Raw genomic sequence first — 13,042 nt, 5'->3', positions numbered from 1 at the left:
GTTTATCGATGCCAGACACTAGGCCCTTGAGGAGGGCTGTAAAGGTTGTGTTTGTCAGGCCGGTTCGCGCAACACGCGTGGCACTTTGAATTCGACGTTCTCGACGGCTGTTTCGACCACCTCGACGCGCATGTCATAACGTGCCCCAAAGGCGTCAATCACCTCATTGATCAGCACTTCGGGGGCGGACGCGCCTGCGGTGATGCCAACAGATGTGATCCCGTCAAGGCTGCGCCAGTCGATGTCGCTGGCCCGTTGTACCAGTTGGGAATACTGGCACCCGGCGCGCGCGCCGACTTCGACTAACCGTTTGGAGTTTGAGGAGTTGGGCGCGCCCACCACCAGCATGGCATCGCATTTCGGTGCCATGGCCTTGACCGCTTCCTGCCGGTTGGTGGTGGCGTAGCAGATGTCTTCCTTGTGGGGGCCAACGATGCCGGGAAACCGGTTTTGCAGGGCAGCGACGATATCTGCAGTGTCATCCACTGACAGAGTGGTCTGTGTGACAAAGGCAAGGCTGGATGGATCGCGGACCGCGACTGTCGCTACATCCTCGACCGTTTCGACAAGCAGCACATCACCATCTGGCAATTGCCCCATGGTGCCCACGGTCTCAGGGTGGCCTGCGTGGCCGATCATGATCATTTGAAGGCCCGCGTCCGCATGGCGCTGTGCCTCGATGTGCACTTTGGAGACAAGCGGGCAGGTGGCATCGACATATACCATCTCGCGGGCTTGCGCGGCGGCGGGCACCGACTTTGGTACGCCATGGGCAGAAAAGATCACCGGCCGATCATCGGGACAGTCTGACAACTCTTCGACAAACACGGCCCCTTTGTCGCGCAGGCTATCAACAACGAATTTGTTGTGGACGATTTCGTGGCGTACGTAGACGGGTGCCCCCCATTTTTCGATCGCCATCTCGACGATCTTGATTGCGCGGTCAACGCCCGCGCAAAACCCGCGAGGGGCAGCAAGGTACAGTGTCAGCGGGGGATTGGGCATTAACGGTCTCCGGGGGCGTGTCGCCACTCAGAGGTAAGGTGTTCAGCGGGCCGGGTCCAGCCCGCTGAAATTCTTGTATGCTGCAAAAATCAGCCTTCGGCTGCTAGCCGTTCAGCGGCTTCCACCGGGACTTCGCGCGGCGGGCGACCGATCACACCTTTCAACTCATCAAGTTCGATGAAGTTGTCAGCTTGACGGCGCAAATCGTCCGAAATCATTGGCGGTTGGCTACGGATGGTCGAAACCACCGAAACGCGTACGCCTTGACGTTGCAGGCTCTCCACCAAAGGACGGAAGTCACCGTCACCAGAGAACAGCACAATGTGATCAACGCGCGGTGCCAATTCCATCGCATCAACCGCCAGCTCGATGTCCATGTTGCCTTTGACCTTACGGCGGCCCATGGAATCTGTGTACTCTTTGGCTGGCTTCGTCACCATGGTGAAACCGTTGTAGTTCAGCCAGTCCACCAAGGGGCGGATCGGTGAGTACTCATCGTTTTCCAGTAACGCAGTGTAGTAAAATGCCCGCAGCAATTTGCCGCGACGCATGAATTCCTGTCGTAGTAATTTGTAGTCTATATCGAACCCAAGCGCTTTGGCTGCGGCATACAAATTCGATCCGTCGATGAACAGCGCAAGCCGTTCGTCCTTATAAAACATATAACGTCCTTCCGAAAATTCGGGTGACCGCCTACGATTTCCGTGAGTGTTGTGAGTGAGAGAGTAAATTCTCGTGCAAGCGGTTAACTAAAAATAGGTGATTTTGATTATGTGGCAAGTCGGAAGTCATGAAAAAACGGGCGAAAAGTTGCTACAAAGTCGGTCACTTTCGCTTGTTGCCCTAGGGTCAAACGTCGAGTCTGACGCGAGGTCACCTGCAGAGACGCTCAAATTGGCTGTTTCTGAGCTGGAAACAATGGGCGCAGTGATTCGCGCGCAAAGTCGTATTTTTGTGACACCGGCGGTGCCAATCGGCAACGGACCTGATTTTGCAAATGCCGCTGTCGCCATTGAAACGCGGTGGTCTGCGGGCGAGACAATTGCCAATTTGCATGACATCGAGGCGCGCTTGGGTCGGCGCCGTACGGAGCGGTGGGGCGCGCGGATCATTGATTTGGATTTGCTGGCCATGGATGAGATGATATCGCCGGACGTCGCAACACTGCGCCACTGGATGGAGCTCCCCTTTGATCAGCAGCAACAAACTGCGCCGGGTCAGTTGATCCTCCCGCATCCACGCATGCATCAACGCGGCTTTGTTTTGGTACCTTTGGCAGAGATCGCACCAAAGTGGCGGCACCCAATCTTGCGCCAGACCGTTGCGCAGATGCTTAAGGCCCTGCCAGAGGCTGAACGCGCATCGATCAAACCCGTGCAATAGCGGCTTGTCATTTCGCTGAATCGCCCCTAGATACACGTCTTCTGTCGTTTATTGCTGATCTGGAGCACCTGCATGGCCCGCGTGACCGTTGAAGACTGCGTTGATAAAGTTCCCAACCGTTTCGAGCTGGTAATGCTGGCCGCCCATCGTGCGCGCGAGGTTTCTGCTGGTGCACCCATCACCGTGGACCGCGACAACGATAAGAATCCAGTCGTCTCCTTGCGTGAAATCGCAGACGAAACCCAAAGCGCTGACGAACTGCGTGAGCGCCTGATCGAGTCCAACCAGACTCAGATCGAGGTTGACGAGGCTGAGGAAGATGCAATGGCACTTCTTATGGGCACCGAGGCCGACAAGCCTGACGAAGACAGCATGTCCGAAGAGATGTTGTTGCGTCAGTTGATGGCGGCGCAAGGCCAGGGTTAACCCTTTGACACAGGTCGGACCGGATGATCTCTGCTGACGATCTGATCGCACTGGTCCGAAACTACAATCCAAAGACGAACGAGGCACTCATCCGTGCCGCCTACAAGTTTGGCGGCGAGATGCATGAGGGTCAGATGCGCCATTCGGGTGAGCCATATTTCACCCATCCTGTCGCTGTGGCCGCTATTCTGACGGAACAGCAACTGGATGACGCCACGATCATTACGGCGCTCTTGCACGACACGATCGAGGATACCAAGGCCAACTATTCCATCGTGTCAGACATGTTCGGCGAAGAAATCGCAAAATTGGTCGACGGGGTCACCAAGCTGACCAATCTGCAACTCAGCAGCGTCGAGACCAAACAGGCCGAGAACTTTCGCAAGTTGTTCATGGCAATGTCCAAGGACATGCGCGTCATCCTCGTCAAATTGGCAGACCGTTTGCACAACATGCGCACCATCCGTTCGATGCGCGCCGAAAAGCAGATGCAAAAGGCACGCGAGACCATGGACATCTTTGCCCCGCTTGCAGGGCGCATGGGGATGCAGTGGATGCGTGAGGAGCTGGAGGATCTTGCGTTTAAGGTGCTCAACCCCGAGGCGCGGTCTTCGATCATCCGCCGGTTCATCACCATGCAGCGTGAAACTGGCGATGTGATCCAACGCATCACCGGTGACATGCGCCACGAATTGGTAAAGGCCAAGATTGGCGCCGAGGTGTTTGGCCGCGCCAAGAAACCCTATTCGATCTGGCGCAAGATGCAGGAAAAAGACCAATCCTTCTCTCGCCTGTCGGATATCTATGGATTCCGCGTAATCACGGGTACGGAAGAAGACTGTTATCGGACGCTCGGCGCCATTCACCAACGCTGGCGGGCTGTACCGGGCCGGTTCAAGGACTATATCAGCCAGCCAAAAACAAACGGATACCGATCCATTCACACGACGGTGTCGGGACGCGATGGCAAGCGTGTCGAGGTGCAGATCAGAACCCACCAGATGCACGACGTCGCCGAAACCGGGGTTGCGGCGCATTGGTCCTATCGTGACGGAGTGCGCGGCCAGAACCCGTTTGCCGTCGATCCGGCCAAGTGGATTGCACAGCTGACAGAACAGTTTGACGGTGAGGATGACCACGAGGATTTCCTCGAGGCGGTCAAACTGGAAATGTATTCAGATCAGGTGTTCTGCTTTACCCCTAAGGGCGAGGTGGTGAAGCTGCCACGTGGTGCGACCCCCATAGACTTTGCCTATGCAATCCACACGCGCATCGGAAATGCATGCGTCGGGGCAAAGATCGACAATATGCGCGTGCCCCTGTGGACCCGGGTCAAGAACGGGCAATCCGTCGACATCATCACCGCCGAAGGGCAGACCCCGCAGACGACCTGGTTGGACATCGCAACCACGGGCAAGGCCAAAACGGCCATCAGGCGGTCCCTGCGCGAAGCGGACCGCGATCGGTTTATCACTCTGGGGCGGGAGCTGGCCCGTTCTGCTTTTGCCCATGTCCGCAAAAAGGCGACCGACAAGGCGTTGGAAGCGGCGGCCAAACAGTTGCGTCTTGGCAGCGCGGACGAGGTGTTGGCACGACTCGGTTCTGCTGAGCTGACTGGCCGCGAGGTTGTTCAGGCGATCTATCCTGATTTGCAGCCAAAACCGGGCAACGTCGTGGATGCGCGCCGCGCGGTCATCGGTCTATTGCCAGGCCAGAAATTCCAGCGCGCCGCGTGTTGCCAACCCCTGCCGGGCGAGAGAATTGTGGGCATCACTTTTCGTGGCGAAGGGGTGGTTGTCCACGCCATCGACTGCGTGCGGCTGGTCGAATATGACAACCAGCCTGACCGCTGGCTGGACCTGCATTGGCATGAAGGCAGCCATGCCGCCGTCTACGGTGCTACGTTGGATGTCACTATCGGCAACGACGCGGGGGTACTGGGACGAATTTGCACATTGATTGGCGAAAGCCGTGCCAATATCTCGGACCTTGAATTTATGGATCGCAAACCTGACTTTTACCGTTTGCTGATCTATGTGGAACTTCGAGACGTCGAGCATCTGCACACATTGGTGGGAGCGCTTGCGGCAGAAAGTGATGTTGCGGCCATTGAGCGGTATCGTCAGTCTGCGCCGAATGCGGCGCAGGCGGCGACAGCGCCTCGGACCGCTTGAGGAAGGCGAGACATTGGTGTTCAAGCGCCGCGACCCCAAGACGTTCTTTCGCTCGCTCCAGGAATTTATCTGGCCGCGCGGTGGTTGGTCGCGTGCGTTTCAATATGTAAACCACCGGGTGCGCCGGTTGCCGGACACTCCGGAAAAGATCGCGCGCGGGATCTGGGCCGGCGTGTTTACCACTTTTACCCCGTTTTATGGCCTGCATTTCTTTGTCGCGATGTTCTTCGCAACGATCATGCGCGGCAACATTATCGCCAGTCTGATGGCGACGTTCTTTGGCAACCCGTTGACGTATGTGCCCATTGGCATCGTGTCTCTGCAGACCGGGCACTGGCTGCTTGGGTCTGAAATGAAGGAAGGCACCGAACGTTCGTTCGGAGGCAAGTTTGTCGATGCAGGCGGTGATCTGTGGCAAAACTTCAAACACGTTATTTTGGGTGAACCGCGCGACTGGACGGCATTGGCCCGCTTTTATGACGAGATATTCTTTCCCTACCTTGTTGGTGGAATAATCCCGGGGGTCATAGTTGCGACCATTTGTTATTACCTGTCTGTTCCGGTGATCCGCGCCTATCAAAAGCGGCGCAAAGGGGCGATCAAAGCCAAGTTTGAAGCTCTCAAAGCCAAGGCAGCAGCAAAATCGATCGATCGCAAGAAGAAGGCCGACTAGAGGCACGCCAGTTTGGGCGAAATTATTCGCCGTCTCTGCATTTCCAGTTTCACACGAACGTTCTAAGTTGCCAGTGAGTGATCAGAGAGGAACCTGCGATGACCGATTATTCTGGTAAGTTGCGCCTTGGCGTGAACATCGACCACGTGGCCACTGTGCGCAATGCACGTGGTGGCGACACCCCTGATCCACTGCGCGCCGCGCGCATTGCTGAAACCGCTGGGGCCGACGGAATTACAGCACATTTACGAGAAGATCGCCGCCATATCTCGGATGCGGATATCGAGGGACTTATGGACGTGTTGAGCGTGCCCCTGAATTTTGAAATGGCCGCCACAGAAGAGATGCAGGCCATCGCCTTGCGTCACAAACCCCACGCCGTTTGCATCGTCCCGGAAAAGCGGGAAGAGCGTACGACCGAAGGTGGCCTGGAGGTCGCCCGTGATGAAAACCGCCTTGCCCACTATATCGCACCTTTGCGCGATGCCGGGTGCCGCGTGTCGATCTTTATTGCTGCGGACAAACGCCAGATCGAAGCAGCACACAGGATTGGCGCGCAAGTAATCGAATTGCACTCAGGCGCCTATTGCGATGCCCATCACGAGGGCCGCTTTGACGAACGTGACCGCGAGTTGGAGGCAATGCGCGAGATGAGCACTTTTGCTCATGACCTTGGTCTTGAGGTCCATGTTGGCCACGGCCTGACTTATGAGACGGTCAAGCCGGTTGCGGCTTTCCCCGAGGCTATGGAGTTGAACATTGGCCATTTTCTGATCGGCGAGGCCATTTTTCGCGGGCTGGACCCGGCCATTCGCGAGATGCGCCGTCTGATGGACGAGGCGCGCAGCGCAACCGCCGCATGAGGGCGCTGCTCGCTCTTTGCTTTGTTCCGGCACGCGCGCAAGATGGGTAATCAAAGTGGGTCCTGAATTCATCGCTATCTGGATTGCCTGGCTTTTGGCTGGGGGTTCACCGGGGCCCGCAACAATGGGTATCGCAGGAACAGCGATGGCGTCCGGGCGCCGGTCGGGCTTGGCCTTCGCGCTCGGTATCCTTGCAGGCTCGGCCAGTTGGGGAATCGCGGCAGCCCTAGGACTGTCCGCGATCATGCTAACGCACGTTTGGGTGTTCGAAATCATCCGATACGCCGGGGCGGCCTATCTTGCGTGGCTCGCGCTCAAAGCGCTCAAAAGTGCATGGGCTGGTGGGAACGCCGCGGCAGGAACGCCCTTCAAGGGCAGTGCGCGCTCCCTGTTCCTGAAAGGCGCGGCGATCCACATTACCAATCCAAAGGCGATCCTCAGCTGGGGGTCAATCTATGCGATTGCACTGCCAGCTGATGCAGCACCCGTGATGGTGTTTCAGTGCTTTGGACTGCTTTACGCGGGTTCGATCCTGATCTTTATCGGTTATGCCTTTCTGTTTTCCAACGCGCGCATCGTGGCCGCCTATGCAGCTATGCGCCGCTGGTTTGATCTGGCCTTTGCCGGGTTCTTTGGTTTTGCCAGCATCAAAATACTGACGGCGCGCCTGCAATGATCCTTGGTATTGGAACTGACTTGGCCAACATCGAGCGTATCGAGAAAACACTTGAGCGATTTGGTGACCGGTTTCGCAACCGTGTGTTCACAGACATTGAGCAGGCCAAGGCCGAGCGGCGCGCCGATACCCCCGGAACTTATGCCAAACGCTGGGCCGCGAAAGAGGCATGCTCGAAGGCGCTGGGCACCGGCCTTCGCATGGGGATCGCGTGGAAAGACATGGCCGTTAGCAACCTGGGCACTGGCCAGCCCGTTATGCAAGTCACCGGTTGGGCGGCAAAGCGATTGGCGGAAATGACGCCGCCGGGACATGAGGCGATCATTCACGTCACACTTACGGATGACCACCCGTGGGCGCAGGCCTTTGTGCTGATCGAGGCGCGGCCGATTGTTGAAGATCGGACCTAGACAAGCGTCACGGGGCGTGTCCGCCTTGACAGTACAGGCAGGCACCCGCATGTACCCTTGAAATCAGACCCGAGCAGGAGCGCCAGATGGCAGCCAAGGAAAAAAAAGAAGGCGGTGTCGTCGATACGATCAAGACTATCGTCTATGCGCTGCTGATCGCAGGTGTGTTCCGCACCCTGTTCTTCCAGCCCTTCTGGATTCCGTCAGGGTCGATGAAAGAGACTTTGTTGATCGGGGACTTCTTGTTCGTGAACAAGATGGCTTACGGGTATTCTTATGCTTCCTGCCCCTCGATCCCGCTGATTGGGCTCGACGCTAAATCCATCTGCGGATTTTTGGATCGTGACAACACGCGGGTTCTGGCCGGTGAACCAGAGCGCGGCGATGTGGTGGTGTTCCGCCACCCGATTTCCGGATCGGACTTTATCAAGCGTGTCATCGGTCTGCCCGGCGACACCGTTCAGGTTCAAGACGGCGTCGTGATCCTCAACGGGGAACCGTTGCCGCAAGAACCGGCGGGCACTTTCTCTGAGGTGTTCGAACCCCAAGGCCCTCAAGGTTTGACGCCACGCTGCGAAAGCGGTGCGGTTGGGCAGGGGGCGGACTGTACCAAGTCGCGCTTTGTCGAGACACTCCCAGACGGGTCGTCTCATGTCGTTCTGAACGTCACCGTGCAAGGTTCTGACAACACCTCTGTGTTCCGGGTGCCTGAGGGCGAATACTTCTTTATGGGTGACAACCGCGACAACTCATCTGACAGCCGTCTGGCCCAATTGGCCGGGGGCGTTGGGTTTGTGCCTTATGAAAACCTGATCGGCCGCGCGGATCGCATTGTGTTTTCGTCCGCCGGCCGCTCGATGCTGTTCTTCTGGACATGGCGCGGGGATCGGTTCTTTAAGGGGATCGAGTGAAGCTGGGCGCGGACCTTCAAGCCTTTGAGGGGCGCATAGGGCACAGCTTTGCCAAGCCTGATCTGCTGATCGAGGCGGTCACCCATGCTTCCATCTCTTCACCGACGCGTGGTGACAATCAGCGGTTGGAGTTTCTTGGGGATCGTGTGCTGGGTCTGGTGATGGCCGAGGCGCTGCTTGAGGCTGATAAGGGCGCGCCGGAAGGCACGTTGGCGCCGCGTTTCAACGCACTTGTGCGCAAAGAAACATGTGCCGACGTCGCCCGCGACATTGCCTTGGGGGATGTACTGAGGTTGGGCCGATCCGAGATGATGTCCGGTGGGCGGCGCAAGCAGGCGTTGCTGGGCGACGCGGTTGAGGCAGTGATCGCGGCGGTCTATCTTGACGCCGGATTTGATGCGGCTCGGGGTTTGATCCTGCGGCTTTGGGGGGCGCGGATTACGCGCGTCGAAGAAGATGCCCGCGATGCAAAGACCGCCTTGCAGGAATGGGCGCAGGCCCGGGGCCTTGCCCCGCCAACCTATGTTGAAACCGCGCGTACTGGTCCGGATCACGCGCCGGTGTTCACCATTGCTGCGCAACTTGACGGCGGACAAACGGCCACGGCCACGGCAGGGTCGAAACGCGATGCACAACAGGCCGCCGCCAAGGCCCTGTTGGCCCAATTGGAGCAAGACACATGAGCACCCGCGCCGGTTTCGTCGCCCTGATCGGAGAGCCCAATGCGGGCAAGTCCACTTTGCTTAACCGTATGGTTGGGGCCAAGGTCAGCATCGTCACCCACAAAGTTCAAACGACCCGCGCCCGTATTCGCGGTGTCGCGATGGAGGGCGAAAGCCAGATCGTATTCGTGGACACGCCCGGACTGTTTCAACCCCGCCGCCGTTTAGACCGCGCGATGGTTGCTGCGGCGTGGGGCGGCGCTGCGGACGCAGATGTCGTGGTGTTGATGATCGAGGCCCATCGGGGATTAAGCGAAGGCGTCGGCCGCATCCTTGAAGGCTTGGCAGATGTCGGCAAAGGGCGCACGATCGCACTGGCGATCAACAAGATCGACCGGGTCGAAGCCCCTGTTTTGCTGGGGCTGGCTGAGAAGCTGAATGCTGAATTTGATTTTGCGGAGACATTTATGATCTCCGCCGAAAAGGGACATGGGGTCGACACATTGCGCCAGTGGTTGGCAGGGCAGGTGCCTGAAGGCCCGTGGCTTTACCCCGAAGATCAGATTGCAGATTTGCCCATGCGCATGATCGCGGCTGAAATGACCCGCGAAAAGCTGACTCTGCGTTTGCATCAGGAACTGCCCTATCAATTGACCGTCGAGACGGAAAATTGGGAAGAACGCAAGGACGGTTCGGCCCGTGTGGATCAGATCATCTATGTCAGTCGGGACGGCCACAAAGGTATCGTGCTGGGCAACAAAGGCGAGACAATCAAGAGCGTCAGCCAATCCGCACGCGCAGAGTTGACCGAGTTTCTGGGCCGCAAGGTGCATTTGTTTTTGCAGGTAAAAGTGCGCGAGAAATGGCAGGAAGAGGCGGAGCGCTATTCCGAAATGGGGCTAAACTTCAAAGATGGAAATGCCTGAGATAGCTGCCAATCGACCCTCCGGGGGGGATTTTTTTAAATCAGAGAAGTGGGGGACTGTGTGGCACGGTTGACCTCAAGGTTTTGGGTGGATGCGTATCTTGCCCGACTGCGTTTTGCCGACATTCCGGGTTTTGTTGTGGCGCATGGCGATGACACGGGCGGCGCTGTCTTGGTCAAGTTGAACACGCTGGATGGGCAGGCCGTGCTGTATCAACGCTCGTTTGATCTGATGACGGATACGCGCGTCTGGGCGGAATTGGCCAGTGGTCTTGAGGGGGACGTTGATGCAGCTGTAACGCGTCAGCGTGGCTTTGATCCTGACCTGTGGGTGATTGAGGTCGAGGACCGCGAGGGTCGCCATCTGCTCGATCAGGACGGGCTGGCCTGAGATGGAATGGCGTGGCACGGCGATATTGCTGAGCGTGCGCCGCCACGGAGAAACCAGTGCCATCATTGACGTATTCACCGAGGAAAAGGGCCGCCACGCGGGGGTTGTGCGCGGAGGCACCAGCCGCAAGGTTGCCCCGATCCTTCAACCCGGCGCTCAGTTGGATGTCGCTTGGCGTGCCCGGCTTGAAGATCATATCGGGTCCTTTACGGTCGAGCCTGTGCGCAGTCGCGCTGCTATTGTGATGGGGGATCGATTGGCGCTGGCGGGGTTGAATGCGGTCACCAGCATTCTGTGTTTTTGTTTGCCCGAACGCGAGGCGCATGGACCGCTCTATCGCCGAACCGAGCAACTTTTGGACCTGCTGGGGCAGAACGACGTGTGGCCACTGGCCTATCTGCGATGGGAGGTAGCCTTGCTGGAAGAAATGGGTTTTGGTCTTGATCTGAGCGCGTGTGCTGTGACCGGTGGAACTGAGGATTTGGCTTATGTATCACCCAAGACGGGACGGGCTGTGTCGCGCACAGGTGCCGGGACGTGGGCAAACCGTTTGCTGCCTTTGCCTGATGTGCTGCGGGGTTTAGGCGATGCGCCAGATACCGAGGTCGCGCAGGCGTTAGAAACGACAGGATACTTCCTCAACAACCACCTCGCGGCTGATTTGGGCAACAAGCCTTTGCCGGATGCCCGGGCCCGGTTTGTGGATACGTTTACTCGGACCTTGTGAACACCATCTCACCGCCCTCATCATTGGCCATGACCATCCGACCTTCGGCGATGACAACCCGTGTCATAGCGCTCAGAGTGGTGAAAAATGTGGTTTCCGCCTCAAGGTTCGGACAGGCCATCTTGGTTGCCGCGATCGGACCTGTTTCAAACCAAGGGTAGGGCACGCCGTTGGTAAAGGTAAATCCGTTGCACGGTGCCTGCCCCGATACTTGTCCGTCTTCTCCGAACACAAGCGTGGCACGTTGTGCAAACTGAGCACCGTCCAACTCCACCAGTGTCCATGTCGAACCCGCTCCACCATAAGCGGCCACGGTTTCATCCGATTGACAGGCTGGGATCAGCCCAAGCAGGGCAGCCGCAAGCAAGCGCATCACTTGAGTGCCATCACCAGATCAACAAGAGCAGCAAAGGCGACAAGTGCGTCGCCATCGTCGCTTTTCATCTGTTTCAGACCCACGAGCGCCCCATAAGCGGCCTTGGCAAAGTCTTCATTGGTCACACCGATGGTTTTCATCAGGCCAATCAGTTGTTTGAGGCGTGCGTCATCGACTGCCGCAATGGTCTTGGCAATGGATTTGTCGGATTGGGCCCAAGCGCGCAGCGCCGGTCCTGCTTTGTCACCCTGTACGCTTTGGCCAAACCGAATCATCTTGTCAGTGTCTGATCCGTCCATGCTCGCATCTTCGGCCAGTTGGGCCATGGCGCGGTTCTTCCATTCGGCCAGCAATGCGGCCTGAAAGGCAGGAACGTCTTTGAAGTGCCAGTAAAACGATCCCTTGGATGTTTTGAGGTGGCGCGACAGCGGCTCGGCTCGAAGCGCCATCGGCCCTGTGGCTGTCAGTTGCGTCAGACCGGCTTCGATCCATGCGGCGGGGGAGAGAGGAGTTTTGCCCATACCACCGCGATACGTCCAAGTATGCTGCAGTGCAACACAAAGCCGCGCAGGGCGCCCATTTGGGCGCTTGTTCGCACATCTGAAACGCGGATTCGCCTATGTTACAGGCGACTTCCAATCCAGATGAGAGCGGTGTTCATGATTTTGAGTAGCGTTAATTTGGGGTACGCTTGTTGGATTCGGACCCAAGAGAACGCTGTCGGCCTGTCCGGTTTTTGTGGTCCGTCAGCTGGTCAGTTCCGACCAGACGGCCAGCCCGACGACCAAAAGCATCGACGCGGCCATCGCAAAGTTAATTAGTTTTTGGCGCGCGGGTGCGAGGTCAAGCGCCTTCAGCCGAACCCCAAACCAGACCCAGATCACGTGGATTGGCACCCATATTGCGTTCACGATCAGCAGTTTCCAGACCGCTTCGGCAACCAATGCGTCCGGCATAATAGCAAACCCTGAAAACAACGCGGTGTTCACTGCGTAAGCTTTGGGATTGATCGGCTGCAATAGGATGCCCGCAAGTACGCCGGGTTCCTTTTGCGCGGGTGCAAAGGCAAGCTTTGATCCAGCAAGGGCGATCCGCATGGCCAGATACAGCAGGTAGGCGGTGGACAGTACGAACAACACAGTGCGGACAAGTGGGTTGGCCAGCACCAGCGCGGCAAGGCCTGATACGACAGCCAGAATGACCAGATTGTTGCCGATGAACAGGCCAAGCACATATCGCAGGCCAGAACGCATCCCATAGGCTGCGCCAACACCAGCGGCGGATAGAACGCCTGGGCCAGGTGTGATGATCAGAAAAAAGACGGCAGCGGCAAAGGTCAGCATGACCGCACTGTGGAGGTTTTCTCGACTGCGTCAATCAAAGGGCGGGTCGGAAACTCGATTGAGTTTCCGTGACATGTTCCGTTGTCGGGAAATGACT

At 57.6% G+C, this 13,042-nt stretch carries 17 protein-coding genes; 12 read left to right on the top strand and 5 right to left on the bottom strand.

Annotated features, from left to right (window positions below):
- Positions 1-54: 54 nt before the first annotated feature.
- Both ispH and DHN60_RS06075 read right to left on the bottom strand, forming a co-directional pair.
- Positions 55-1,005, bottom strand: a complete 951-nt coding sequence (gene ispH / locus DHN60_RS06080; protein ID WP_108836402.1) for a 4-hydroxy-3-methylbut-2-enyl diphosphate reductase — start codon at positions 1,003-1,005, stop codon at positions 55-57.
- A gap of 89 nt (positions 1,006-1,094) precedes the next feature.
- The gene (locus tag DHN60_RS06075; RefSeq protein WP_108836401.1) at positions 1,095-1,667 is read right to left on the bottom strand and encodes an NYN domain-containing protein; all 573 of its coding nucleotides are present in this window, start codon (positions 1,665-1,667) and stop codon (positions 1,095-1,097) included.
- Positions 1,668-1,776: 109 nt separating this feature from the next.
- On the opposite strand from DHN60_RS06075, the gene folK reads away from it, so the two are divergent.
- The 12 genes from folK to recO all read left to right on the top strand — a co-directional run bounded on the left by folK (position 1,777) and on the right by recO (position 11,226).
- On the top strand, positions 1,777-2,388 hold the full coding sequence (gene folK / locus DHN60_RS06070; RefSeq protein ID WP_234423545.1) for a 2-amino-4-hydroxy-6-hydroxymethyldihydropteridine diphosphokinase: 612 nt from the start codon (positions 1,777-1,779) through the stop codon (positions 2,386-2,388).
- Between the two features lie 72 nt (positions 2,389-2,460).
- Positions 2,461-2,814: a DNA-directed RNA polymerase subunit omega gene (gene rpoZ, locus DHN60_RS06065; protein ID WP_108836400.1), complete on the top strand. Its 354-nt coding sequence runs from the start codon at positions 2,461-2,463 to the stop codon at positions 2,812-2,814.
- A gap of 23 nt (positions 2,815-2,837) precedes the next feature.
- Positions 2,838-4,988, top strand: a complete 2,151-nt coding sequence (locus DHN60_RS06060; protein WP_108836399.1) for a bifunctional (p)ppGpp synthetase/guanosine-3',5'-bis(diphosphate) 3'-pyrophosphohydrolase — start codon at positions 2,838-2,840, stop codon at positions 4,986-4,988.
- Positions 4,989-5,001: 13 nt separating this feature from the next.
- Positions 5,002-5,661 (top strand): DUF2062 domain-containing protein, encoded by a 660-nt coding sequence (locus DHN60_RS06055; RefSeq protein ID WP_108836716.1) that lies wholly within the window; start codon positions 5,002-5,004, stop codon positions 5,659-5,661.
- A gap of 98 nt (positions 5,662-5,759) precedes the next feature.
- Positions 5,760-6,524, top strand: a complete 765-nt coding sequence (locus tag DHN60_RS06050; RefSeq protein ID WP_108836715.1) for a pyridoxine 5'-phosphate synthase — start codon at positions 5,760-5,762, stop codon at positions 6,522-6,524.
- 55 nt (positions 6,525-6,579) lie between these two features.
- Entirely contained in the window at positions 6,580-7,200 is a 621-nt protein-coding gene (locus DHN60_RS06045) for a LysE family translocator (protein ID WP_255415559.1), read from the top strand.
- On the top strand, positions 7,197-7,610 hold the full coding sequence (gene acpS, locus DHN60_RS06040; RefSeq protein WP_108836398.1) for a holo-ACP synthase: 414 nt from the start codon (positions 7,197-7,199) through the stop codon (positions 7,608-7,610). The genes DHN60_RS06045 and acpS overlap by 4 nt, the downstream gene beginning before the upstream one ends.
- Positions 7,611-7,696: 86 nt before the next feature.
- Entirely contained in the window at positions 7,697-8,521 is an 825-nt protein-coding gene (gene lepB / locus DHN60_RS06035) for a signal peptidase I (protein ID WP_108836397.1), read from the top strand.
- The gene (gene rnc, locus DHN60_RS06030) at positions 8,518-9,204 is read left to right on the top strand and encodes a ribonuclease III (protein WP_108836396.1); all 687 of its coding nucleotides are present in this window, start codon (positions 8,518-8,520) and stop codon (positions 9,202-9,204) included. Before lepB ends, rnc begins: the two co-directional genes overlap by 4 nt.
- On the top strand, positions 9,201-10,109 hold the full coding sequence (gene era, locus DHN60_RS06025) for a GTPase Era (RefSeq protein ID WP_108836395.1): 909 nt from the start codon (positions 9,201-9,203) through the stop codon (positions 10,107-10,109). The genes rnc and era overlap by 4 nt, the downstream gene beginning before the upstream one ends.
- Positions 10,110-10,169: 60 nt before the next feature.
- Complete coding sequence (locus tag DHN60_RS06020; protein WP_108836394.1) at positions 10,170-10,499, top strand: DUF1491 family protein; 330 nt, start codon at positions 10,170-10,172, stop codon at positions 10,497-10,499.
- A gap of 1 nt (position 10,500) precedes the next feature.
- A complete protein-coding gene (recO, locus tag DHN60_RS06015) occupies positions 10,501-11,226 on the top strand; it encodes a DNA repair protein RecO (RefSeq protein WP_108836393.1) in 726 nt (241 codons plus the stop codon).
- On the opposite strand, the gene DHN60_RS06010 is transcribed toward recO, so the two are convergent.
- From DHN60_RS06010 to DHN60_RS06000, 3 genes are all read right to left on the bottom strand, one after another.
- Positions 11,210-11,599 carry an META domain-containing protein gene (locus tag DHN60_RS06010; protein ID WP_108836392.1) on the bottom strand — a complete coding sequence of 130 codons (390 nt, stop codon included), beginning with the start codon at positions 11,597-11,599 and terminating at the stop codon, positions 11,210-11,212. The genes recO and DHN60_RS06010 overlap by 17 nt on opposite strands.
- Positions 11,599-12,123, bottom strand: a complete 525-nt coding sequence (locus tag DHN60_RS06005) for a TetR/AcrR family transcriptional regulator (RefSeq protein ID WP_108836391.1) — start codon at positions 12,121-12,123, stop codon at positions 11,599-11,601. The genes DHN60_RS06010 and DHN60_RS06005 overlap by 1 nt, the downstream gene beginning before the upstream one ends.
- A 225-nt stretch (positions 12,124-12,348) precedes the next feature.
- Positions 12,349-12,945 carry a LysE family translocator gene (locus DHN60_RS06000; RefSeq protein WP_108836390.1) on the bottom strand — a complete coding sequence of 199 codons (597 nt, stop codon included), beginning with the start codon at positions 12,943-12,945 and terminating at the stop codon, positions 12,349-12,351.
- Positions 12,946-13,042 lie beyond the last annotated feature (97 nt).

It is taken from the genome of Tateyamaria sp. Alg231-49, assembly GCF_900143535.1.
In the GTDB taxonomy this organism is placed as follows: domain Bacteria; phylum Pseudomonadota; class Alphaproteobacteria; order Rhodobacterales; family Rhodobacteraceae; genus Tateyamaria.
The sequence above is the reverse complement of the archived record's forward strand: the minus strand, read 5'-3'. Positions and strand labels throughout refer to the sequence as shown.

What these genes read in the sequence shown, in the direction of transcription:
- recO (WP_108836393.1), top strand. Translation starts at nt 10,501, where the DNA reads ATGGAATGGCGTGGCACGGCGATATTGCTGAGCGTGCGCCGCCACGGA.
- folK (WP_234423545.1), top strand. Translation starts at nt 1,777, where the DNA reads ATGTGGCAAGTCGGAAGTCATGAAAAAACGGGCGAAAAGTTGCTACAA.
- rpoZ (WP_108836400.1), top strand. Translation starts at nt 2,461, where the DNA reads ATGGCCCGCGTGACCGTTGAAGACTGCGTTGATAAAGTTCCCAACCGT.
- DHN60_RS06075 (WP_108836401.1), bottom strand. Translation starts at nt 1,667, where the DNA reads ATGTTTTATAAGGACGAACGGCTTGCGCTGTTCATCGACGGATCGAAT.
- DHN60_RS06010 (WP_108836392.1), bottom strand. Translation starts at nt 11,599, where the DNA reads ATGCGCTTGCTTGCGGCTGCCCTGCTTGGGCTGATCCCAGCCTGTCAA.
- era (WP_108836395.1), top strand. Translation starts at nt 9,201, where the DNA reads ATGAGCACCCGCGCCGGTTTCGTCGCCCTGATCGGAGAGCCCAATGCG.
- ispH (WP_108836402.1), bottom strand. Translation starts at nt 1,005, where the DNA reads ATGCCCAATCCCCCGCTGACACTGTACCTTGCTGCCCCTCGCGGGTTT.
- acpS (WP_108836398.1), top strand. Translation starts at nt 7,197, where the DNA reads ATGATCCTTGGTATTGGAACTGACTTGGCCAACATCGAGCGTATCGAG.
- DHN60_RS06005 (WP_108836391.1), bottom strand. Translation starts at nt 12,123, where the DNA reads ATGGGCAAAACTCCTCTCTCCCCCGCCGCATGGATCGAAGCCGGTCTG.
- DHN60_RS06060 (WP_108836399.1), top strand. Translation starts at nt 2,838, where the DNA reads ATGATCTCTGCTGACGATCTGATCGCACTGGTCCGAAACTACAATCCA.
- lepB (WP_108836397.1), top strand. Translation starts at nt 7,697, where the DNA reads ATGGCAGCCAAGGAAAAAAAAGAAGGCGGTGTCGTCGATACGATCAAG.
- DHN60_RS06000 (WP_108836390.1), bottom strand. Translation starts at nt 12,945, where the DNA reads ATGCTGACCTTTGCCGCTGCCGTCTTTTTTCTGATCATCACACCTGGC.
- DHN60_RS06050 (WP_108836715.1), top strand. Translation starts at nt 5,760, where the DNA reads ATGACCGATTATTCTGGTAAGTTGCGCCTTGGCGTGAACATCGACCAC.